Origin of the sequence: Kitasatospora sp. NPDC101801 (genome assembly GCF_044766665.1) — a bacterium.
Classification (GTDB): domain Bacteria; phylum Actinomycetota; class Actinomycetes; order Streptomycetales; family Streptomycetaceae; genus Kitasatospora.
This window is the reverse complement of the sequence record NZ_JBIWML010000036.1, coordinates 39,118-60,592: the sequence shown is the minus strand read 5'-3', so window position 1 is coordinate 60,592 and position 21,475 is coordinate 39,118. Positions and strand designations below refer to the sequence as shown.

The 21,475-nt window shown below is 71.1% G+C and carries 19 protein-coding genes; 12 read left to right on the top strand and 7 right to left on the bottom strand.

Annotated features, from left to right (window positions below):
• Window positions 1–6 precede the first annotated feature (6 nt).
• Together ACIRPK_RS29300 and ACIRPK_RS29295 are read right to left on the bottom strand one after the other, a co-directional pair.
• The gene (locus tag ACIRPK_RS29300) at window positions 7–1,968 is read right to left on the bottom strand and encodes a phosphocholine-specific phospholipase C (RefSeq protein WP_403043804.1); all 1,962 of its coding nucleotides are present in this window, start codon (window positions 1,966–1,968) and stop codon (window positions 7–9) included.
• Window positions 1,969–1,979: 11 nt separating this feature from the next.
• A complete protein-coding gene (locus ACIRPK_RS29295; RefSeq protein WP_403043802.1) occupies window positions 1,980–3,398 on the bottom strand; it encodes an endonuclease/exonuclease/phosphatase family protein in 1,419 nt (472 codons plus the stop codon).
• Window positions 3,399–3,632: 234 nt separating this feature from the next.
• On the opposite strand from ACIRPK_RS29295, the gene ACIRPK_RS29290 reads away from it, so the two are divergent.
• From ACIRPK_RS29290 to ACIRPK_RS29260, 7 genes are all read left to right on the top strand, one after another.
• On the top strand, window positions 3,633–4,079 hold the full coding sequence (locus ACIRPK_RS29290) for an SRPBCC domain-containing protein (RefSeq protein ID WP_403043800.1): 447 nt from the start codon (window positions 3,633–3,635) through the stop codon (window positions 4,077–4,079).
• Complete coding sequence (locus ACIRPK_RS29285; RefSeq protein ID WP_403043798.1) at window positions 4,076–4,429, top strand: ArsR/SmtB family transcription factor; 354 nt, start codon at window positions 4,076–4,078, stop codon at window positions 4,427–4,429. Before ACIRPK_RS29290 ends, ACIRPK_RS29285 begins: the two co-directional genes overlap by 4 nt.
• An 84-nt stretch (window positions 4,430–4,513) precedes the next feature.
• Window positions 4,514–4,855: a VOC family protein gene (locus ACIRPK_RS29280; protein ID WP_403043796.1), complete on the top strand. Its 342-nt coding sequence runs from the start codon at window positions 4,514–4,516 to the stop codon at window positions 4,853–4,855.
• 78 nt (window positions 4,856–4,933) lie between these two features.
• Entirely contained in the window at window positions 4,934–6,157 is a 1,224-nt protein-coding gene (locus tag ACIRPK_RS29275; RefSeq protein WP_403043794.1) for an MFS transporter, read from the top strand.
• A 185-nt stretch (window positions 6,158–6,342) separates the two neighbouring features.
• Window positions 6,343–7,344 carry an alpha/beta fold hydrolase gene (locus ACIRPK_RS29270; protein WP_403043791.1) on the top strand — a complete coding sequence of 334 codons (1,002 nt, stop codon included), beginning with the start codon at window positions 6,343–6,345 and terminating at the stop codon, window positions 7,342–7,344.
• 307 nt (window positions 7,345–7,651) lie between these two features.
• A complete protein-coding gene (locus ACIRPK_RS29265) occupies window positions 7,652–8,836 on the top strand; it encodes an acyl-CoA dehydrogenase family protein (RefSeq protein ID WP_403043788.1) in 1,185 nt (394 codons plus the stop codon).
• Between the two features lie 85 nt (window positions 8,837–8,921).
• The gene (locus ACIRPK_RS29260; RefSeq protein WP_403043786.1) at window positions 8,922–10,088 is read left to right on the top strand and encodes an epoxide hydrolase family protein; all 1,167 of its coding nucleotides are present in this window, start codon (window positions 8,922–8,924) and stop codon (window positions 10,086–10,088) included.
• Between the two features lie 73 nt (window positions 10,089–10,161).
• Here ACIRPK_RS29260 and ACIRPK_RS29255 read toward each other — a convergent pair whose 3' ends face one another.
• Complete coding sequence (locus tag ACIRPK_RS29255) at window positions 10,162–11,346, bottom strand: acyl-CoA dehydrogenase family protein (protein ID WP_403043783.1); 1,185 nt, start codon at window positions 11,344–11,346, stop codon at window positions 10,162–10,164.
• A gap of 340 nt (window positions 11,347–11,686) precedes the next feature.
• Between ACIRPK_RS29255 and ACIRPK_RS29250 the strand changes: the two genes are divergently transcribed.
• The 3 genes from ACIRPK_RS29250 to ACIRPK_RS29240 all read left to right on the top strand — a co-directional run bounded on the left by ACIRPK_RS29250 (window position 11,687) and on the right by ACIRPK_RS29240 (window position 15,160).
• Window positions 11,687–12,943 (top strand): SLC13 family permease, encoded by a 1,257-nt coding sequence (locus tag ACIRPK_RS29250; protein WP_403043853.1) that lies wholly within the window; start codon window positions 11,687–11,689, stop codon window positions 12,941–12,943.
• A 260-nt stretch (window positions 12,944–13,203) separates the two neighbouring features.
• Window positions 13,204–13,926: a 2-phosphosulfolactate phosphatase gene (locus ACIRPK_RS29245; RefSeq protein ID WP_403043780.1), complete on the top strand. Its 723-nt coding sequence runs from the start codon at window positions 13,204–13,206 to the stop codon at window positions 13,924–13,926.
• Between the two features lie 76 nt (window positions 13,927–14,002).
• Window positions 14,003–15,160 (top strand): hypothetical protein, encoded by a 1,158-nt coding sequence (locus tag ACIRPK_RS29240; RefSeq protein WP_403043777.1) that lies wholly within the window; start codon window positions 14,003–14,005, stop codon window positions 15,158–15,160.
• Window positions 15,161–15,166: 6 nt separating this feature from the next.
• Here the strand turns inward: ACIRPK_RS29240 and ACIRPK_RS29235 are convergent, their stop codons facing one another.
• A complete protein-coding gene (locus ACIRPK_RS29235) occupies window positions 15,167–16,135 on the bottom strand; it encodes a glycoside hydrolase family 16 protein (RefSeq protein ID WP_403043774.1) in 969 nt (322 codons plus the stop codon).
• Window positions 16,136–16,522: 387 nt separating this feature from the next.
• Here ACIRPK_RS29235 and ACIRPK_RS29230 point away from each other — a divergent pair, with 387 nt between their 5' ends.
• On the top strand, window positions 16,523–16,903 hold the full coding sequence (locus tag ACIRPK_RS29230; RefSeq protein ID WP_403043771.1) for a hypothetical protein: 381 nt from the start codon (window positions 16,523–16,525) through the stop codon (window positions 16,901–16,903).
• A 31-nt stretch (window positions 16,904–16,934) separates the two neighbouring features.
• The gene (locus ACIRPK_RS29225; protein ID WP_403043768.1) at window positions 16,935–19,085 is read left to right on the top strand and encodes a bifunctional polysaccharide deacetylase/glycosyltransferase family 2 protein; all 2,151 of its coding nucleotides are present in this window, start codon (window positions 16,935–16,937) and stop codon (window positions 19,083–19,085) included.
• Window positions 19,086–19,199: 114 nt separating this feature from the next.
• Here the strand turns inward: ACIRPK_RS29225 and ACIRPK_RS29220 are convergent, their stop codons facing one another.
• From ACIRPK_RS29220 to ACIRPK_RS29210, 3 genes are all read right to left on the bottom strand, one after another.
• Window positions 19,200–19,328 (bottom strand): hypothetical protein, encoded by a 129-nt coding sequence (locus ACIRPK_RS29220; RefSeq protein ID WP_403043765.1) that lies wholly within the window; start codon window positions 19,326–19,328, stop codon window positions 19,200–19,202.
• A 272-nt stretch (window positions 19,329–19,600) separates the two neighbouring features.
• Window positions 19,601–19,993: a peptidase inhibitor family I36 protein gene (locus tag ACIRPK_RS29215; protein WP_403043762.1), complete on the bottom strand. Its 393-nt coding sequence runs from the start codon at window positions 19,991–19,993 to the stop codon at window positions 19,601–19,603.
• A gap of 106 nt (window positions 19,994–20,099) precedes the next feature.
• Window positions 20,100–20,948 carry a hypothetical protein gene (locus ACIRPK_RS29210; protein WP_403043760.1) on the bottom strand — a complete coding sequence of 283 codons (849 nt, stop codon included), beginning with the start codon at window positions 20,946–20,948 and terminating at the stop codon, window positions 20,100–20,102.
• Window positions 20,949–21,475: the final 527 nt, after the last annotated feature.

Below are 21,475 nucleotides of genomic sequence, written 5' to 3'. Positions count from 1 at the left end.
ACCGGGTCAGTGCACCGTCCCCGCGTAGCGGCGGGTGAACCGGGTGCCGGTGGCTGCGGTCACCGTCACGTCGTAACGGCCTTTGTCGAGCGGCCAGTTGACGGTGGCCTGCTTGTTCGCGGCCACCCACACCGTCTGCTGCTGACCGGCGAAGTCGTTCGGGGCCACGGTGAACGACACCTCCGTCCCGCCGTCGTTGTGCAGGTGCAGCGCGACCTTGTTGCGGGTGACCAGCGCCTCGACCGAGGGGACGGGGACGTCGTCCTGGCCGGCCCGGGTGACGGTGCCGGCGAACCGGCGGACGAAGCCGTCGGGGCCGTGCACGGTGAAGTCGTAGCGGCCGTCGGTGGCGGCGGCGTCCCAGGTGTAGGCCCCGGTGGCGGCGGGCGCGACGGTGAACGGCGTTCCGGCGAAGGGGAGGACGATGTTCGGGTACACCGTGAAGGGGTAGCCGACGGTTCCCGTGTTGGTCATGGTGCAGGTGACCTTGCCGGTGCTCCGGTCGACGGTGACCTCGGCGCCGGGGCCGTAGGGCAGCTTGCGGTGCGGCCGCTCGCCCGGCTCCTGCGGCGGGAGGGCCTGGGCGCCGAGGGCGGGCAGCTTGACGGCGGGCAGGCCCGCGTTGGCGTCGGCCGTGGCCATCAGGGCGGCGGTGTCGGGCAGCACCGGGACCGAGTAGTCGGGCTTGGCGAAGTCGAAGCAGCTGGTCAGGTCACCGCAGACGGTGCGGCGCCAGGCGGAGATGTTGGGTTCCTGCACCCCGGTCACCACCTCCAGGAAGCGCAGCACCGAAGTGTGGTCGAAGACCTGGGAGTTGACCCAGCCGCCGCGCGACCAGGGCGAGGCGACCCAGAGCGGCACCCGGTTGCCCAGGCCGATGGCCCGGCCCTGGGTGAACTCCTCGGGGGTACCGGCCTCGGGGGTGGGCGGCACCATGTGGTCGAAGTAGCCGTCGTTCTCGTCGTACATGACCAGGAAGACGGTGTGGTTCCACACCTCGGGGTTGGCCATCAGCGACTGCAGCGCGGTGTTGACCCAGTGGGCGCCGTAGGCCGGGCCGGCGTTGGGGTGCTCGGAGAACAGGTACGGCGCGACCAGCCAGGAGACGGTGGGCAGGGTGCCGTCCTTGCAGTGGGCGTCGAAGGCAGCGGGGTCGAACTTGGTCATCGCGTTGATGTACCGCGGGTCGGTGGCGGGGAAGTTGTGGAACTGCTTGAAGTACGACAGAGCGTTGTCGTCGTAGTCGCCGGTCCGGTCGTCCTTGCTCGGGTTGTGGTAGACCCGCCAGCTGACGCCCGCGCTCTCCAGCCGCTCGGCGTAGGTGGTCCAGTCGGCGACGGGGTTGTCGGTGACGGGGGTGTTGTCGATCCACGGTCCGGTGGTGCCGTCGCGCCCCGGGCCGGACGTACCGGTCCACAGGTAGAGGCGGTTGGGGTCGGTCGGGCCGGCCAGCGAGGTGAAGTAGGCGTCGCAGAGGGTGAACGCGTCGGCCAGCGCGTACTGGTAGGGCACGTCGGCCCGGGTGAAGTACCCCATGGTCCGCTCGCCCTTGGCGGCGATCCACTTGTTCATCGCGCCGTTGTTGATGGCCTGGTGACCGGTGGCCCAGTCGTGCGCCAGGCCCCCCGCGTTCTGCGCGTTGTACTTGGTGGTGTCCATCCGGTACGGCAGCATCACCCCGCCGTCGCTGCGCCCGGGGTCGGGTTGGCGGAACACGTTGCCGCCGTCCGGGAACTGCAGTGCCTGCCTGTCGTCGAAGCCCCGGACACCGTTCAGGGTGCCGAAGTAGTGGTCGAAGGAGCGGTTCTCCTGCATCAGGATCACCACGTGCTTCACGTCCGCCACGGTGCCCGGCCTGGGCTTGCCCTTGGCCTCGGCCTCGGTGGCGCCGGCCAGGCCGACCATGGTGGCCGCGCCTGCGGCGGCGGTGGCCGAGACGAAGGTACGGCGGCTGAGCTGGGGAGTCATCGGACGGCCTCTCAGAGCGTGAAGGTGGCGACGGCGGCGGCGGTGTCGGAGGGCCAGCCGTTGGCGGCCGCGCCGGGCTCCGGCTGGGGCCAGCCGGTGACCAGGGTGTGCGCTTCGACCAGGGTGAGCTTTCCGGCGAACTGCACCTGGTCGATCCGGTCCTGCGGCTCGGGCCTGCCGCCGCGCAGGGTGCGGGTGACGGACCAGGTGTTGCCGGGGGAGACGGCCGGGTCGGGGTGGGCCAGGCGGTAGGCGTCGACCAGGCCGGCGTTCTGCAGGGCCACCGTGACCGGCCAGTCGAGCGCCGGCACGCCGCCGTGCGCGCTGGCGGTGGCGGGCGTCCAGTCCAGGTGCGAGGGCGAGGCCAGCCCGGCGGCCAGGATCACCGGCTTGCGGGCGGCCAGGTCGGCCTTCACCAGCGCGGCCAGCGCGAGGGCCTGCTTCCCCCGGACGGAGGCGTTCTCGCTCGCCAGGGTGGCCTCGGCGGTGCGCCCGTCCTGGACGGCGTACGGACCGTAGTCGGCCTCGTCCAGGTGGGCCGCCCAGAACCGCACGGTGCGGTTGCCCGGAAACTGCACGGTGGCGCCGACGGCGGGCAGTTCGGCGGTGGCGGCGGTGATCTCGGTCAGCGGGTACCGGCTGAGGATGCCCACGCTGCCGGCGCTCTGGTAGGCGTACCAGCCGAGCGCGTCGGCCAGCGCCTGGGCGGCGGTGCCCGCCGTCTCCTGCAGCGCGACCAGGTCCAGCCCCTGGGTGAGGATCAGCCGGAGCTGCTTCTCCAGCGCGTCCTCGATGCCCGCGCCGGCCTTGCAGAGGTTCAGGGTGGCGGTCTTGAGCTGCGGCTTGCGGGCGTTCACCGGCACCTGCACGGTGATCGTGTCGGCGCTGCCCGCAGGGTCCTTGATCCCGACGGTCAGGACGGCGGGCCGGGACAGCGCCGCGTTCGGGGCGGTCCCGGTCACGGTGCCGTCGGAGCTGACGGACAGCCAGGAGTCGCCGCCGACCTTGCGGAACACCGGGGTGCCGGAGCCGCGCATCCACAGCCCGCCGAGCTTGATCCGGAAGGCGGCGGACGGGGGCACGGTGGTCGCGGTCAGGGCGTCGACGGCGCTGTGCGGGCGCGGGGCGACCGGTCGCGGGGTGAAGCCGAACGGCGCGCTCCGGGCCAGGATGCCGTAGCCGTCCTTGGCCAGCAGGTAGGCGGTGTAGGGGCCGTCGGTGAGGGCCGAGGTGTCCAGCTGGAGGTCGCCGGAGGCGGCCGGGGTGTACTTCCAGAGCAGCGAGGAGCCGGTCCCGGGCAGCCGGGTGCCGTCGTAGATGCCGACCCAGTTCTTGGCGTCGGGCGCGTCGGTGGTCCAGTGGAAGGTGAGCCTGTCCCCCTCGTGCGGAGTGGGAGAGCCGGAGAGGACGAGGGAGGAACCTGTCGCCACGGGGGTCCTGTCCGCCGCGGCGGGCGTGCGCGGCTGAGTCGAGTTGGCTGTACAACCAGGCCAATTCAGTCGGGGCGCGGCGGACTGCGAATGAACGGAACGTGACGGGCGGTCGGGCTTCCCCGGAACTGTCCGAGGCTGGGCCGCCGTCGTGCAACGAAAAGGTTGCACGACGATCGATCGGCGTGCAATGATTTGGTTGCACTCAATGCCGGTACTTGAAGGAGTTTCCTCATGAGCGACGACATCATCGAGCGTGACACTCTGATCGACGCCTCGGTCGAGCGCGTCTGGTCGCTGGTGTCCGCCCCCGGCTTCTGGGTGGCCGACCCGGACAGCGTCCAGGGCACCACCGCGGTCGAGGGCGAGTCCATGCTGGCCAAGAACCCGGACCACGGCGACTTCCCGGTGCGCGTGGTGAAGGTCGAGCCGCAGACGTACCTCGCGTACCGCTGGGCCCCCGCCTCCCCGGGGCAGGAGCTGACCGAGGGCAACAGCACCCTGGTCGAGTTCACGCTGTCCCCCGAGGGCGACAAGACCCGCCTGACCGTGGTCGAGAGCGGTTTCGCCGCACTGGCCGTCTCCGACGAGGTGCGTGCCTCGACGATCGCGAACCTCACGGCCGGCTGGCCGCAGATCCTCGACATGGTGAAGACGCGCGTCGAGGAGCCGACTGTGTGAGGGCGGACCCCGACAGTGCGGTCGAGGAGGTCGGCAGCGTCCTGATCGCCCTCGCCGACCCCACCCGTCGCCGACTGCTCGACCTCCTCGCCGCGCTCGGCGTGGCCACCGCGACGACGCTTGCCGGGCGGCTCCCCGTCTCCCGGCAGGCGGTCGTCAAGCACCTCTCCCTGCTGGACGCCGCCGGCCTCGTGGTCGGCAGCCGGGTCGGGCGTGAGGTGAGGTACTCGTTGCGGCCGACCGGCCTGGACGCCACCACGCGGTGGATGTCCTCGCTCGCCGCCGACTGGGACCGTCGGCTGGCGGCCATCAAGCGCGTCGCCGAGACGGTGGAGCGCGACTCCCCGTAGCACCCCGACCCACCCGACACCCTGATCCGCGGCACGGCTCTCGCTGCTGCCGCGCAACCGGACTCATCCCTGAGGAGACTTGTCATGAGCATTCTGAAGCCTGGAAGCATGCTGCTCGGCACCACCCGCCCGGCCGAGCTGAGGGCCTGGTACGTCAAGGCGCTGGCCCCGGAGTTCACCGGCGAGGGCGCGATCGACCTGGGCGGCTTCCTGCTGGTCATCGACGGTCGCGACGACGTCGAGCCGAAGAACGACCAGCCCGGTCGCGTGATCGTCAACTTCCACGTCGAGGACTTCGCCGCCGTCGAGGCCCAGCTGAACGCGGCCGAGGTGGAGTGGGTCTCGATCGAGGACCGGGAGAAGGGCAAGTTCGGCACCTTCGCGGACCCCGACGGGAACTACCTCCAGATCATCGAGTGGAAGTGACCGCCTGACCCCGAACCCCCTTCGGTCGCCCCGTTGTTGAGACGACTCCTCGCACCACGACAAGAAGGAAGTGCGCACATGAGTACCCAACAGACGGCGCTGAGTCCAGGCAGGGCCAACCTGGCACTGGCCACGCTGTTCCTAGGAATGTTCGTGCTGGGCAGTGGTGAACTGCTCGTGGTCGGTGTACTGGACCGGGTGGCCGCCGACCTCCACGTGACCATCTCCGAAGCGGGCACCCTGGTCACGGTGTACGCGCTGGGCCTCGCCATCGGCGGTCCGATCCTGACCGCGCTGACGATCAAACTGGAGAAGAAGATCGTCCTGATCGGATCGCTCGCGCTGTTCATCGCGTGCAACCTGGTCGCGGTGCTGACCTCCAGTTACGGTCTCTTCCTGGTGCTGCGCTTCTTCATCGGTGCGTCGCAGGGCCTGTTCATCGCGGGTGCGTTCATCGCGGCGATGACGGTGGTCCCGCCGGAGCGGATCGGCAAGGCGATCGGCATCGTCATCTCCGGTGTCGCGATGTCGGGGGCGCTCGGCGTGCCGCTGGGCACCCTGGTCGGCCAGACCCTCGGCTGGCGCGGCTCGTTCGTGGCGATCGTGGTCGGCGCCGTGCTCACCCTGGGCGGCACGGTGGCGCTGATCCCGGTCGTCCCGCCGGCCGGTGCCGGCGCCGCCCACCAGGCCAGGTACGCGTTCGCCCCCCGGGTGCTCGCGGTGCTGTTCCTCAACTTCATCGTGTTCTCCTCGGTGTTCGCGACGCTGACCTACCTGGTGCCGTTCCTGCAGCGGGTCACCGGCATCTCCGGCGGCGTGCTGAGCGTGTTCCTGCTCGCCTACGGCGCGGCCACCGCGGTCGGCTCGTTCGGCGGCGGCAAGTTCGCCGACCGGAACGCCCAACTCACCCTGATCATCGGCTCGGTCGGCATCGCGGCCTCCCTGCTGGTGCTCTACTTCGTCGGCTCGATCGCCTGGCTGGTGGCGCTCGCGCTGCTCGCCTGGGGCCTGTCCTTCTACAGCATCGTGCCCTCGTTGCAGGTCCGGGTGATCAGCCTGGCCGGCCCCGGTGGCCAGCTCGCCCAGTCGCTGCCGGTCTCCGCGGCCAACGTCGGCATCGCGTTCGGCGCCCTGGCCGGCGGGTTCGCGATCGACAACCACAGCGCCTCCGCCCCCGTGATCACCGGTCTGATCCTCGGTGTGGTCACCATCGCGGTCGCCTGGGGGACCAGCTACCTGAAGCCGCCGGTGGTCGACGAGTCGTCACCGGCCGCCGTCCAGTCGGTGCCCGAGCCCGCGTAACCGTCCGTCGGACCGCTCCTCGCAGCTTTCGGAAGCACGGTGGTGACCACCCGGTCCCGTCACCACCGTGCTTCCGAAACGCGTGTCCGGCCGCCCGGGGAGGTGGGCAAGGAAGGAGTAGTGACGGCCCTGACTGCGGTGGGAGCTTGGGGACATCCCCACTTCACCGACAGAAAAGGTGTGCCATGAACGACTCGCAGGCGGCACCGGGTCAAGGCCCGACCACCGAGGTGACCCACCGGTTCGTGGAGACCAACGGCATCCGGATGCACATCGCCGAGCAGGGCGGAGGACCGCTGGTCGTGCTGCTGCACGGCTTCCCCGAGACCTGGTACTCCTGGCGCCACCAGTTCGCCGCGCTCGCGGCGGCCGGCTACCACGTGGTCGCCCCCGACCAGCGCGGCTACGGCCGGACCGACCGCCCCGAGGCGGTCGAGCAGTACTCCCAGCTGCACCTGGTCGGCGACGTCGTCGGTCTGATCGACGCGCTCGGTGAGGAGCAGGCCGTCCTGGTCGGCCACGACTGGGGCTCGCCGGTCGCCTGGAACACCGCACTGCTGCGCCCCGACCGGGTCCGCGGCATCGCCGCGCTGGGCCTGCCCTACCTGCCGCGCGGCCCGGTGAGCGCGCTGGCCGGGATGACCCAGGGGCTCGGCCCCGGCTTCTACATGAACCACCTGCAGCAGCCCGGCGTGGCCGACGCCGAACTGGCCCGGGACCCGCGGGCCGGTGTGCTCCGGGTCTTCCAATGGGGCTTCGGCGACTCGCCGCAGGTGGCGGCGCCCACCCTGCCGCTGGTGCCCGAGGGCGGCAGCTTCGCCGACCTGCTGCCCGAGGCGGGCGCGCTGCCCGACTGGCTGACCGAGGCCGATCTCGACGTCTACGCGGCGGACTTCGCCCGGACCGGGTTCACCGGCGGCCTGAACTGGTGGCGGACGATGGAACTGAGCTGGGAGCTCACCGCGCCCTGGCAGGGCGCGCCGATGACGACCCCGGCGGTGTACCTGTACGGCGAGCGCGACGGCAGCGTCCAACTCCCCGGCCTGGACCAGCTGATCGCCAACCTCCAGGTGTTCGTGCCGAACCTGACCCGCACGGTGGTGCTGCCCGGGGTCGGGCACTGGACCCAGCAGGAGCGCCCGGACGAGGTCTCCGCCGAACTGCTGAAGTTCCTCGGCGGGCTCTGACCCTTCGGCGGCGGACGTTCCGTACCCGGACCGGCCATCGGTCCGCGCCGTACGGCGACCACGCATTCCCGCGCGCATTCTCCGGGTGTTCCCCGCGCACCGGGAATCAGGGCCTCCGGGCTCGGCAATGTGGGAGAAGCCCACGGCTGCGGCGCCCTGTCAGAGTCGTTCCCAGCCGACGGTGAATCGCCGCCCAGCCGGACAGCAGGGGAGACCTGCGACACGATTCCGCGCGGATACCGCCGATTCCGGCGGGGTTCCACTCCACTCCACTTTCCTTTCCCTGTCATCGAATTGAGGAGCACAGATGACGATCAACGAGGCGACACCGCAGGCCGAGCTCGTCGGCCGGGCCACGGAGCTGATCGAGGTGATCCGGAAGCACGTCCCGTGGCAGGAGGAGCACCGGGTCCTGCACGACGAGGTGCTGCAGGCGATCACCGACGCCGGGATCATGAAGATGCGGGTGCCGGTGCGCTACGGCGGCGCCGAGTCCGACGTGCGGACGGTGTCCGCCGTGATCTCCGAACTCGCCCGGGGCGACGGCGCCGTCGGATGGACCATCAGTACGTTCACGATGGGCTCCTGGCTGGCCGGCCTGTTCCCGGACGAGGTGCAGGACGAGATCTTCGCCGACCCGGGCGTCCGGATCTGCGGCGGCGTCAACCCGTCGGGCATCGCCACCCCGACCGACGGCGGCGTGATCCTGAACGGCCGGTGGCACTTCGTCTCCGGTGCGCCGCACAGCCAGTGGGACATGCACTCGGTGCTGCTGGCCACCGAGGACGGCGGGTTCGCCCCGGCCACCATCGCGGTCCCGATGGCGGACCTGACCATCGTCGACGACTGGCACACCGCCGGTCTGCGGGCCACCGGCAGTGTGACCACCATCGCGAAGGACCTGTTCGTCCCGCAGGCCCGCGTGCTGCCGATGATCCCCGTGATGATGCACGGCGAGCACCTCTCGAAGCAGAACGCGGACTCGCTCACCTGGAAGCTCCCGTTCGTGCCGCACGCCACCGCGGTGACCAGCTCGTCGGCCATCGGCATGGCGAAGGCGGCCCGGGAGGCGTTCTTCGAGAAGCTGCCGAGCCGCAAGATCGCCTACACCCACTACGAGCACCAGGCCGAGGCCCCGCTCACCCACCTCCAGGTGGCCGAGGCGGCGATGAAGATCGACGAGGCCGAGTTCCACGTCCGCCGCGCCGCCGAGCGCCTGGACACCAAGGTGCGGGCCGGCGAGCAGTGGTCGCTGGAGGAGCGCGCGCTCTCGAAGATGGACGCGGCGATGGGTTGTCTGCGGGCCAAGGAGGCGGTGGACGTGCTCAACACCGCCAGCGGCGGCTCGTCCATCTACTCCGACCAGCCGATGCAGCGGATCGAGCGCGACATCCAGGCGCTCAACCTGAACGGTGTCCTGCACCCGAACACGGTCGCGGAGACCTACGGCCGGATCCTGTGCGGCCTGGAGCCGAACACCGACCTCCTGTAGGCCACGGACCGACCTCCGGGTCAGGTGGCCGGGGCCGGCGCCCCGGCCACCTGACCGGACCTCCCCGACGAAAGGCGGCAGGCCCGTGCAACCGTTCCGGACAGACATCCCCCAGGCCGATCTCGACGACCTGCACCGGAGACTGGAGAACACCAGGTGGCCGGGCGAGGTGGCGGGCGCCGGCTGGTCACGCGGTGTCCCGGCCGACTACCTGAAGGAGCTCGCGGAGTACTGGCGCACCGGCTTCGACTGGCGGGCGGTGGAGTCCCGGATCAACCGGTACCCGCAGTTCACCACCGAGATCGACGGCGCGAACATCCACTTCCTGCACGTCAGGTCGCCCGAGCCGAGCGCCCGGCCGCTGCTGATCACCCACGGCTGGCCCAGCACCTTCGTCGAATTCCTGGACGTGATCGGCCCGTTGACCGATCCCCGGGCGCACGGCGGTGACCCGGCGGACGCGTTCCACCTGGTGATCCCGACCATCCCCGGCTTCGGCTTCTCCGGCCCGGTCCGCGAGGCCGGCTGGGACCACTACCGGGTGGCGCGGGCCTGGAAGGAGCTGATGGCCCGGCTGGACTACCGGCGCTACGTGGTGCAGGGCGGCGACTGGGGCATGATGGTGTCGCTGGAGCTCTGCCTGGCCGACCCCGAGCACGTGGCGGGCGTGCACGTGAACTCGCTGGTGACCTTCCCGCCGCAGGACCCGGCCGAGCTGGCCGACCTCGACCAGGCGGAGCTGGCCCGGCTGGGCAGGCTGGGGCACTTCGACCGGGAGCTGTCGGCGCACCTGAAGCTGCTGGCCACCCGCCCGCAGACGGTGGCCTACGGCCTCACCGACTCCCCGGTCGGCCAACTCGCCTGGATCATGGAGAAGTACCGCGAGTGGACCGACTCCGACCAGGTGCCGGAGGACGCGATCGACCGCGACCTGATGCTGGCCAACGTCACCGTCTTCTGGCTGACCGCGACGGCGGGCTCCTCGGCCCAGCTGTACTACGAGTCGCTGGACCGCACCCTCCCGAACATCGCCGCCCGGCTGGGCGGCCCCTGGGAGTTGACGATGCCGGCCGGGGTGGCGGTCTTCCCGCACGACGCCGCGCTCCCGCTCCGCCGGTTCGCCGACCGGGTGCTGCCGACCATCACGCACTGGTCGGAGTTCGACCGCGGTGGCCACTTCCCCGCGATGGAGGAGCCCGACCTGTACGTGGGGGACCTCCGGGCGTTCGCCCGCACGCTCTGGAAGGACTGAACCACCGAGGACCGTTGCGCACGTGAAGCGGGGCCCGGGTCGGCAGACCCGGGCCCCGCTCGCGTTCGTGATCTCAGATCAGGTGCGTGCCGGGCTCCAGCCCGCACAGCACCCGCCCGTACAGCTCCAGGTTGGTGTCCGGGTGCAGGACGCCGTGCAGGCTGATGGTCTGGATGTCGCGCTCGATCCGCTGCATCGGCTGGTCGGAGTAGATGGACGAGCCGCCGGCGGCGGTGTTGAGCACGTCCACCGCCTCCTTGGCCCGCCGGGTGGCCGCGCCCATCTCCATCCGGGCCAGGGCGCGCTCCTCGATCGACCAGTCCTCGCCGTGGCGGACCTTGCCGTCCACCTGGTCGGCGGCGCGGCGGACGTGGAACTCGGCCTCGTCGATCTTCATCGCCGCCTCGGCCACCTGGAGGTGGGTGAGCGGGGCCTCGGCCTGGTGCTCGTAGTGCGTGTAGGCGATCTTGCGGCTCGGCAGCTTCTCGAAGAACGCCTCCCGGGCCGCCTTCGCCATGCCCAGCGGCACGGCGGCGGCACCGGCGGCGGTGATCGGCGAGAACGGCGCCTGCCACATCAGGGACCCGGCGTTCAGCTCGGAGCGGTGCCGGTTCTCCAGCACCAGGGGGATCATCGGCAGGATCCGCCCCTCCGGGACGAACAGGTCCTCCGCCACGGTCGTCACGCTGCCGGTGCCGCGCAGGCCCACGGTGTGCCAGTCGTCGACGACGGTCAGCTCCGCCGTCGGGACGGCGAGCATCACGGGGGTGAACTCCTCGTCCGGGCCCGCCAGTACGGCCGAGTGGATGAACCACTGACTGTGCAGCACCCCGGTGCTGAACGGCCAGCGCCCGTTCAGCACCACCCCGCCCTCGGCCGGCACGGCCATGCCGTTCGGGCTGACGCTGCTGCCGATCCGGACGTCGGGGTCGGCGAAGATCTCGTCCTGCACCTGGTCCGGGAGCAGCCCGGCCAGCCAGGAGCTGATCGTCATCGTGCTCACCGTCCAGCCCACCGAGCCGTCGCCCCGGGCGAGTTCGGAGATCACCTCGCACACCGTCCGGACGTCCGACTCGAAGCCGCCGTACCGGGCCGGCACCCGCATCTTCATCAGCCCGGCCTCGGCCACCCCCCGGAGCACCTCCGGGTGCAGTGCCCGGTGCTCCTCCTGCCAGGCCGCGTGCCGGCGGATCAAGGGGATCAACTCGGTGGCCCGGCGGACGAGCTGAGCGCTCGTCGGCGCCTCGATGGTCGTCATCTGTGCTCCTCGGAATACGATGGCAGAGACACGAAAATGGGGCGGCCCTCATTCGGCTCGGCGCCGATTCTGCATGGCCGCAGTCACTCTGACACGGGCCGGCAGCCGGGAACTTCTCCCACGTTGCCAGGCCCGGTGGACGGGACAGGGCGGTCCATCGGAATGCCCTCCGGGCAATTCGCCGGCGGGTGGACGATTTCCCGTCCGTGTACGGTCTTCGTACCCCCTGGTGTCCTGCGGGCGGACCGCCGGGAATCCGACTGGAGCCGACTCGGGTTCGCACGCCGCCCGGTACGATGCCCCGTCGCACTGCCGTCACCTCTCCTGGAAGGACCCGGCCCTGAACCCGCTGTTCGCCGAGATCCTGTCGGTCACCCTGCTCCTCCTCGTCCTGGGCTGTGCGGTCGTGCGGCCGTGGGGCTGGCCCGAGGCGGTGGCCGCCGTGCCGGCCGCCGGTCTGGTGATCGTCACCGGCGCCATCCCGCTCGACCACGCCCGGGCGGAGGCGGAGCGGCTGGGGCCGGTGATCGGCTTCCTCGCGGCGGTGCTGGTGCTCGCCCAACTCTGCGACGACGAGGGGCTGTTCCAGGCCTGTGGGGCGTGGATGGCCCGCACGGCGGCGGGCCGGCCGGGACGGCTGCTGGTGCAGGTGTTCGCGGTCGCCTCGGTGATCACGGCGGTGCTCAGCCTGGACGCCACCGTGGTGCTGCTCACGCCGGTGGTGTTCGCCACCGCCGCCCGGCTGGGGGCCCGGCCGAAGCCGCACGTCTACGCCTGCACGCACCTGTCGAACAGCGCCTCGCTGCTGCTGCCGGTCTCCAACCTGACCAACCTGCTGGCGTTCGCGGCCAGCGGGTTGAGCTTCACCCGGTTCGCGGCGCTGATGGCGCTGCCGTGGCTGGTGGCGATCGGCGTCGAGTACCTGGTCCTCCGCCGGTTCTTCGCCGCCGACCTGGCCGCCGGGGCCGAGGCCCCGCCCGCCACCGGGGCCCCCGAGCTGCCGCTGTTCGCCCTGGTCACCGTGGCGGGTACGCTCGCGGGCTTCGTCGTCGCCTCCGCGGTCGGCATCAGCCCGGCGTGGGCGGCGCTGGCCGGGGCCCTGGTGCTCGCCGCCCGTGCCCTGGCCCAGCGCCGGACCGGTCCGGTGACGATCATCCGCGCCGCGAGCGTGCCGTTCCTCGCCTTCGTCCTGGGGCTGGGGATCGTGGTCCGCGCGGTGGTCGACAACGGGCTCGCCGACGCGCTCGGACACCTCGTGCCGGGCGGCGACGGCCTGTTGGCGCTGCTGGGGCTCGCGGCGTTGGCCGCCCTGCTGGCGAACCTGATCAACAACCTGCCCGCCGTGCTGGTACTGCTCCCGCTCGCCGCCCCGGCCGGGTCGGGCGCGGTGCTCGCGGTGCTGCTCGGGGTGAACATCGGACCGAACCTCACCTACGCCGGATCGCTGGCCACACTGCTGTGGCGCCGGATCGTGAGCGAGCACGGCGCCGAGGTGGACCTCGGGGAGTACAGCCGGCTGGGACTGCTGACCGTGCCCGCCTCGCTGCTCCTGGCGGCGGCGGCGCTGTGGGGGTCCCTCCAGGTGATCGGCGGCTAGGGCCTGTGGTCGAACTCCCGTCGTCGCCCGGAGGGCGGGCCTGCGGCGTCCGGTGCGTGCTCTCGGCGTGCCGGGCGGGAGCCCGCGTCGGGTCGCACCTGGGCTTTCGTCCGGTGCAGTGAGAGTGCGTGCCAGGCGTCGTGGGGCAGGCGGGAGTTCGACGACGGGCCCTAGGACGGGCCGACGCACCGCGAGCCGCCGGGAGTGATGCGCGTCACTGTCCGGGCGGCCGGGGGCGGGCATGCGCGATCATGATCGGTATGGACGCTCGCTTCGTTGGTATCCCCGAGCTGGTCGAGGCCCCGTCGGTGGCGGTGGTGGTCGACGTCATGCGGGCCTTCACCGTGGCGGCCTGGGCCTTCGCCCAGGGCGCGGAGAAGATCGTGCTCGCCGGGTCGCTGGACGAGGCCCTGGCACTCAAGGAGCAGCACCCGGACTGGGTGGCGCTCAAGGACGGCCCGGCCGCCCCCGGGTTCGACCTGGTCAACTCGCCGGGCCTGCTGCGGTCGGTCGACCTCGGCGGGCGGACCGTGGTGCAGAAGACCACGGCGGGCACGGTCGGCGCGCTCGCGGTCAAGGACGCGTCGCTGGTGCTGTGCGCAAGCTTCGTGGTGGCGGAGGCGACGGCGCGGGTCCTGCGGGGGAGCGACACGGTCACCTTCGTGGTCACCGGCGAGGACGGGCAGGCCGACGAGGACCTGGCGTGCGCCCAGTACATCGCCCGGCGGGCCACCGAGGACGGGACCGACGTCGCCGGCTTCGTCCGGCGCGCCGCCGAGTCGCGGGCCGCCACCGAACTGGCGGAAGGGGTGCGCGAGGGAGTCCACCCCGACGACGTCGCGCTCTGCCTCGAGGTCGACCGGTTCCCCTTCGCGATGGTGGCGGCCTCGGACGGCCCGCTGATGGTCCTGCGTCCACGCACGGTCCCTCCGGTGACCGAGGAATCCGCCCCAGCGACACGCGCCGGCCGTCCGGCCTGCTGAGTCCGTCCGGGTGATCCGGTCATCCGGACTCCGTGTCAGGTGATATGACGGTGCGGAGCCTGGAGGTGGTCCCCTGATGACCCGGTACTGCGTCGACCCTGCGCGACTCGAACTGATCGCCACCTGGGGGAGCGGGACCGGCGATCTGGCCACCCGTATCGCCGTCCTCCCGGCCGGCACCGATGTCGGTGCGCTCACCCGACTGGCCAGCGTGCTGACCCAGTTGTCGGCGGCGGCCTGGCACACCTACACCCACCCCGCCAGCGCCACCGAGTCGTTGGAGCCCAACACCGAGGGGTGGCGCAGGGAGCAGGAGCGCAAGGCGTTCGACGAGGTCGCCCATGCCGTGGCCGATCCGAACGTCCCGCAGGGCGGTTCGATGGTGGTCGCCTACAGCCCGCTGGTGGAGAACGCCAACCGGGTCGGTCGGGCCCTCCTCGCCCTGGGCGTACCGGAGTTGACCGAGGCGGTCCGCGCCGAGACCGTCCTGGAGCTGGCGGCGGTGGAGGCGGCCGAGCTCGGCGACCTGACCGGCCGGGCCCAACAGGCGGTGCTGCTCAGCCGTGAGGGCGCCTCCCCGGCGCAGGTCGCGGCCGCCGACCGCCTGCTGGAGCGGGACCCGTTCGGCCCGGCCGCGCTGTTCTGCGACGTCGACCCGACGGCGGCGGCGGTCGCGGCGGCGCACTGGCTGCTGGCGGCGGCGGAGGTCGCCTCGGGAGTCTCCGGGCACGCGCCGACCGCGGTGGTCCAGGAGGCGGACGACATCGAGTCGTTGGCGCACGAGACACCGACGCTGGTCCTGGAGCTCCTGGACGAGGGCGCCTCCCCCTACGACGCGGTCACCGGTCTGGTCCGGCACGCCATGCGCGTCGCCGACGGCATCCTGCCCGACCCCGACGCCTTCCGCGAGCAGTTGGAGGAGGCGCAGGAGATGCTCGCCGAGTACGGCGACGACGAGGAGGAGATGGAGCTGGCGGGCCTGCGGATCACCCCGCTCGACCCCCAACGGCCCGCCCGCGACCTGCTCGAAGACCTCCTCGCGGGCATCCAGGGCTGCTGGCTCCTGCACGACCAGTACGTCGAATCCGACGACGAGGACGACCAGGACGAGGACGAGCCGACCGGCTCGGACGAGGACAACCAGCGGGCCGAACGGCAGCAGGAGCTCAGCCGCGAAGCCTTCGCCACCCTCGTCCGGACCACCGCCGCCCGGCACCGCGACCGCCTCATCTGACGTGGCTCAGGGCTTCGGCAGGGTGTCCACGAAGTCGGTGCCGGCGCCGTAGAAGCCGTCCACGGTCTTCTGGACGTCCGCGTAGGAGACGGCCGCGGCGTCCTTGTAGTAGAACCAGTTGATCTTCAGGTTCCAGGTCCGCTGTCCACCGAGAGACGGCAGCAGGTCGACGAACCAGTTGCTGAAGTGGACGTCCATCTTCTCGCGCGGCACGTACTTGCCGGTGCTGGTGAACAGCTCCTTGCCGTCGATCGAGTAGGTGGCCTTCCCGTCCACGGCGGTGACCATCATGATGTGCCAGCCCTCGAAGTGCTGCTTGTGCGGCTTGGTCACCCGGTCCGCCGGATCGGCCTTGAACCAGCTGGTGGTGTCGAGCTGCGGACCCGGCGTGCCCCAGCCGCCGTTCGGCATGTACTCGTAGTCGAGCTCGCTGTAGTTCGCCGAGTCGTCCGCGGGGGAGATCGGGAAGTAGGACTGGACGACGTGGTCGCCGTTCTTGCCGTTGGCCGGCTTGTCGCTGAGGTAGACCCGGGCGGCGAAGGTGCCGTTGAAGAGCTTGCTGCCGGTGCTCTGGATCTCGACCTGCCTGGTGCCCTTCTGGGTGCCGTCGGTGGACGCCTGCAGCTGCAGGGTCCGGCCCCCCTGGGCGGTGGTGTCGGCGGGGAAGCTCGCGCCGGAGTCGGACCAGGAGTCCTTGATCCCGGGGCCGCCCTCGCCGGTGCGGATCTCCCAGCCGTGCGCGGTGAGCGCGGGGTCGGTCGGACCGGCGTAGCGGAAGCTGTCGAACAGGGTCCCCGGCGGGCCGGTCGGGGTCGGCGAAGCGCTGGTCGCGGACCCGCTCTTCGCCGTCGCGGTGGGGCTGTCGCCGCCACCGGCCGCCGGACCGCTCGAACAGGCGGCGAGCACGCCCAGCAGGACCGGGAGGGTCAGCACGCTCGACGCGCGGTGACGACGGGTGCGGCGGGGCTGACTCACGCGGGCTCCTCGGGGCGTACCGATCGCACCTGCGCACTGATCGGATGAGGGGGTCATCCTAACGGGGGCCCGCAGACCCCTCCGGCCCGCTGGCCTCTCCGGTGCGCCTCCGTCCGAGGTGCGTCCCGCCGCATCCGGAGGGGCGGAGTCCGAGGTCAACGGCACGCATGCCTACTTTCCGGCACCCGCCTACCGGCATTGCGATCCGATTACAACCCCTCGCCAGATCAGGTCAAATCCCCCCATCGAGCCCAATTCGATCCAGGTGGTGCACTAGCGTTCGCTCTACGCTCACGTGGTCTACGTACCCTGCTTGAAAGGCGTCGCAAGGTGCGCCCAGTCACCACCCCCATCGAACCCGGATCGGCGTACCCACCGGTGCCTGACGTGCACGAATCAAGTCTTGAAGAGGCCGCTCCCGCACCGGTGTTCGTGTCCCGGTCGGGTCTGCGCGGTCGGCTGCTGCGGTGCTTCGGCTGGCCGGTCTCGGTGGTCGGCGCACTGCTGGCGGTGGTCATGGCCAGCAGCCTGGTCGGCATGCAGGCGGACGCCCCGGCGATGGGGATACCCGTGCAGTCGCCCGCCCAGTCGCCCACCCCCGAGGCGTCGCCGTCACCGGTTCCGTCGCCCACCCCGTCACCTTCACCGTCGGCGTCGTCCAAGACGCCTCCGCGCTCCGCGACCCCTTCGACGAAGACCACGTCGAAGCCGACGACCACCGCGCCGCGTGGCGCGACGCCTTCGGGCCAGTCGACCAAGCACCCCTGAACCGCCGCCCCACCCATCTCCAGGAGCGCCATTGTCCCGCCATCAGCGCCGCCGGCAGTCCCCGCGCAGGCCGCGCCGACTGGCCGCGCCTCCGCTGCGCTTCTTCATGCCACTGTCCCTGTTGGCGTGCCTGCTCGCGCTCCTGGTCCTGCGCGGCCTGGCGACCAACGAGGTGTTCCACGACACCCGGGTCGCCGACTCGGCCGACAAGACGATCGTGCCGGAGAACCTGCTCACGGGCGGCCCGATCATCGACGCGCGCGGCAGCAACAACGACCACCCGGTGAGCTACAGCATCCCGGACCGCACCGTGGTCCTGAGCTTCGACGACGGCCCCTCGGACGAGTGGACCCCGCGGATCCTGGAGATCCTCGAGTCCCGCAAGGTCCGCGCCGACTTCTTCGTGACCGGCGCCATGACCGCCCGTCACCCGGACCTGATCCGCAGGATCGTGGCGGACGGCCACGAGATCGGCCTGCACAGCTTCACCCACCCCGACTTCGCCTTCCAGTCGCACGCCCGGATCAGCTGGGAGATGGCCCAGACCCAACTGGCGCTGGCCGGTGTCGCCGGGGTGCACAGCTCGCTGTTCCGCCCGCCGTACTCCTCCAACTCGGCCGCCCTGGACGACTGGAGCTACCCGGTGATCCAGTACCTGGGTGCCCGCGGCTACGTCACCGCCTTCATCGACCACGACACCGACGACTGGAAGCGTCCGGGGGTGGACGCCATCGTCAACGAGGCGGTGCCGGCCGTCCCCGGCGCGGGCGAGCTGATCCTGCTGCACGACGCCGGTGGCGACCGCTCCCAGACCGTCGAGGCGCTCGGCGTGCTCATCGACAAGCTGCAGGCCGACGGCTACCGCTTCACCACCATCTCCGAGGCGCTCGGCGCCGGCAGTGCCACCACGCCCGTGAGCGGTTTCCAACTGTGGGCGGGCAAGGGCTACATCTGGGCCACCCAGCTGTCCCTGCACACCCTGCCGGCGCTGATCGGGCTGTTGGCCGTGGTCGGCTTCCTGAACTTCGGCCGGTTCGCGCTGATGCTGGTCCTCGCGCCGATCCACGCCCGCCGCTCCCGGCGGCAGGACGCCTGGGGCGAGCCCGTCACCCGTCCGGTCACCGTGCTCGTGCCGGCCTACAACGAGCGCGAGTGCATCGCCAACACCCTCAACTCGCTGGCCGCCAGTGACTACCCGATCGAGGTCATCGTCATCGACGACGGCTCCTCGGACGGCACCGCGGACATCGTCGAGGAGATGAACCTCCCGTTCGTCCGGCTGATCCGCAAGGTCAACGGCGGCAAGTCCAGCGCCCTGAACGTCGGCATCGCGGCCGCCTCGCACGACATCGTCGTGATGATGGACGGCGACACCGTCTTCGAGCCGGCCACCGTGCGCGAACTCGTCCAGCCCTTCGCCGACCCCGGGATCGGCGCGGTCTCGGGCAACGCCAAGGTCGGCAACCGCGACACCCTGATCGGGGCCTGGCAGCACATCGAGTACGTCCTCGGCCACAACCTGGACCGCCGGATGTACGACATGCTCGGCATCATCCCGACCATCCCCGGCGCGGTCGGCGCCTTCCGCAAGGAGGCCCTGCAGGCGGTCGGCGGGATGAGCGACGACACCCTCGCCGAGGACACCGACATCACCATGGCGGTGCTCAGCGAAGGCTGGCGGATCGTCTACGCCGAGCGCGCCCGCGCCTGGACGGAGGCTCCCGCCAGCCTCCAGCAGCTCTGGTCCCAGCGGTACCGCTGGAGCTACGGCTCGATGCAGGCGATGTGGAAGCACCGCCGCACCGTCGTCGCCCGTGGGCCGGCCGGGCGGTTCGGCCGCCGCGGCCTGCCGCTCGTCGTGCTGTTCGGCGTGGTCGCCCCGCTGCTGGCCCCGCTGGTCGACATCTTCCTGATCTACGGCGTGCTGTTCGCGGACGCCGGGCTGACCCTCACCAGCTTCGGCGGCTTCCTGGCGGTCCAGGGCGTGCTGTCCTGGTACGCCTTCCGGCTGGACCACGAGAAGCCCTGGCACCTTATCAGCCTGCCGACCCAGCAACTGGTCTACCGGCAGCTGATGTACATCGTCCTGCTGCAGTCCGCCATCACCGCGCTGACCGGCGGCCGACTGCGCTGGCAGAAGCTCCGGCGCACCGGCGAGGTCTCCGCACCGGTGGAGGCGTGACCGTTCCCCGGGTCCTGGCCGCACCAAGGGCATACGCGCCTGACTGGTGACGGCCCGGACCGGGGGGAACGGTGAGCGTGGCCGGGGCGACCGAGCTCACCCACGGGGGCAGGCTCACGGCTCCTGGTCCCAGCGCCTCCGCCGCACCGCCGGGACCGCCGGGGCTCGGCCGAACAGCGGTGCGCCGGTCAGCAGTTGGTAGCCGAGCCAGGCCGGTAGGCCCGGGCCGACAACCTCACCCACCGTCAGATCGACCTACGTCGACGAACCTCCACGACCTCAGCCGCAGTGAGAATCGAGCTGCTGTGCCGAGTCGTCGTCGATCTGGACGCCGACGCCCACCCGGGCGAGAGCCTGCTTGCTGCTTCGCTGCGTGAGTGGTGCCGCTCCGGATCTGAGGGTAAATCAAGCGTGCGGCGAAGGACTCGATTTCGCGCGCTTGCCGCAGTCTTCGCCAAAGCCGGGCCCCGGTACGCGAGAGCGCGTACCGGGGCCCGGGTGCAGGTGGGGGAGGCTCAGCAGTCCTTGGCGAATATCACCGAGGCGTTCTCGTTGTACGTGTTGACCAGGTTCCCGGAGTTGCGGTAGTTGAACGCGTCGCGCGGGCCACCGTAGTTGGAGTTGTAGAACACCGTGACCGTCATGCACACGTTGGAGACAGCCGATGCGGCGTTGTTCTTGAGCCGCTGCCCCTGGCCGTTGCCGGGGCTGGCGAAGGTGTACCCGGCAAGGTCGGGCACGTCCCGCACTCGCAGGGCGGTGTGGGAGCCCTGCTCGTTCGAGTTGTAGAAGAAACAGAAGGTGTTCTCCTCGCAGTCGCTCGCGTCGGCCTGCGCGGTGGTGGCGAGGATGGGGACGAGCAGGACAGCGCCCAGGGCTGCTGCGGTGAGCCTGAGGGTACGCTTCATTTCTTTGGGTCCTCTCTTGGTGGACGTGCCAGGCGTGGGCAATCCCCTTGTTATGCCTGGGGATTGGTGGGCGCGCCCGGACGGGGAAAAGTGTCGGCCCACTACTTCACTGATCGCGCAGCACGGCGTCGGCCTTGGCGAGTTGTTCGTTCTTCGCCGCGGACGCCGCCGTGAAGTCCGCCTGTTGCCGTGCGATCAATTCCTTCTGCAAGGAAGTCTCGACCGCGAACCAGGTGTCGGTCAGGGCCACTTGCTGCTTGCAGGTCACGTCTGCCGTCGCCACCTGGAGCTCCAGCGGTGTGGGTGAGTCCGCCAGGAAGCGGGGGTCGCTGATGGCATCCATCGGGTTGGGGTAGGAGTAGCCCCTGTCCTTCATGCAGCCGGACCACGCCTCGAATGCCTGGGTGACCTGCGGCACCGACAGACTGGCCTTGAAGGTCTGGAAGTCGGCCTGCTGGGCCACGTCGCTCGGGCCCAGGTCCCCCGAGCCGGCCAGGCCCCGCTTCGCCTCGTCGTAGCAGCCTCCGGGGGGTACCGGTAGGCCGTTGACCTGGAGCTTCGTGTCGTCCGTACCGGTCTTCCCCGGGAGGTGCCCGGTGAGCACCTGCTGCTGCTCGGGGGAGAACTGCGGCGGGTGGACCGGGTGGGTGCGCGGGTCGCGGTCGCCGAGATGGTAGCCGTTGGCCGCCGCCTCGGCCTGGTCCGTCACGCCGTACCGGCGGTCCATGAACGTGCGCGGTCCGGTCGGCGGGCCGGCGGGGCCGGTGTCGTAGTCGAGACCGAACCGCTGCAGGCACGCCTTGCGCAGCACGGCTCCCGCCCTGGCCAGCTTCTCCGTCTCCGCCTCGGAGAAGAGATACGTCTCGATCGGAAGATGCGGATCGGCACTCGCCGGGAGCGCGGACGGGGACTGCGCGGACGGGGACTGCGCGGACGGGAGCTGCGTGGTCGGCACCGCCTCGGCGGCTGGACCCCCGGACGGCGAACAACCTGCCAGGGCAAGGCAGATGAGCCCGGCCAGGCCCACTCCCACACCTCTGCCGGTCAATCGCTGATGCACGGCGGAAGTCATACGCCGACGGCCTCGGTCGCGGTCACCGTTGCACTCCTGGCCAGGTGCTTGCACATCTTCCGCATCTCGTCCTGCGTCCTCTTCCGGTCCGTTGGCAGTGGGCCGTCGGGTGAGCCCTCGGCCTGTGACGCCATCGTGGTGCGCGGAGGTATCGCAGTGGTCTCAGCCCCGTGATACCCGGCGGCGCCGGCCGCCCGAGTGCCTGGCCACCGTCCGTGCCGGTCAGGGCGGTTCGCCGCAGACATCCCCGACCGCGCGATGGAAGGTGGGTGGGGAGGGCGCGCGATGCCCGTTCCTACAGCCCTCAAGTGACTCGGCGTCAGCCCGGGCACGGGGCGAGGCGGCCGGATGGCCGGTGCTGGTACGCGATACCCCCGCGATACCTGCACGCGATCATGGTCGATTAGCGT

Bases quoted from the DNA above. Each gene is read 5' to 3' on its own strand.
- ACIRPK_RS29300 (WP_403043804.1), bottom strand. From the start codon at position 1,968: ATGACTCCCCAGCTCAGCCGCCGTACCTTCGTCTCGGCCACCGCCGCC.
- ACIRPK_RS29290 (WP_403043800.1), top strand. From the start codon at position 3,633: ATGAGCGACGACATCATCGAGCGTGACACTCTGATCGACGCCTCGGTC.
- ACIRPK_RS29280 (WP_403043796.1), top strand. From the start codon at position 4,514: ATGAGCATTCTGAAGCCTGGAAGCATGCTGCTCGGCACCACCCGCCCG.
- ACIRPK_RS29275 (WP_403043794.1), top strand. From the start codon at position 4,934: ATGAGTACCCAACAGACGGCGCTGAGTCCAGGCAGGGCCAACCTGGCA.
- ACIRPK_RS29270 (WP_403043791.1), top strand. From the start codon at position 6,343: ATGAACGACTCGCAGGCGGCACCGGGTCAAGGCCCGACCACCGAGGTG.
- ACIRPK_RS29265 (WP_403043788.1), top strand. From the start codon at position 7,652: ATGACGATCAACGAGGCGACACCGCAGGCCGAGCTCGTCGGCCGGGCC.
- ACIRPK_RS29255 (WP_403043783.1), bottom strand. From the start codon at position 11,346: ATGACGACCATCGAGGCGCCGACGAGCGCTCAGCTCGTCCGCCGGGCC.
- ACIRPK_RS29245 (WP_403043780.1), top strand. From the start codon at position 13,204: ATGGACGCTCGCTTCGTTGGTATCCCCGAGCTGGTCGAGGCCCCGTCG.
- ACIRPK_RS29240 (WP_403043777.1), top strand. From the start codon at position 14,003: ATGACCCGGTACTGCGTCGACCCTGCGCGACTCGAACTGATCGCCACC.
- ACIRPK_RS29215 (WP_403043762.1), bottom strand. From the start codon at position 19,993: ATGAAGCGTACCCTCAGGCTCACCGCAGCAGCCCTGGGCGCTGTCCTG.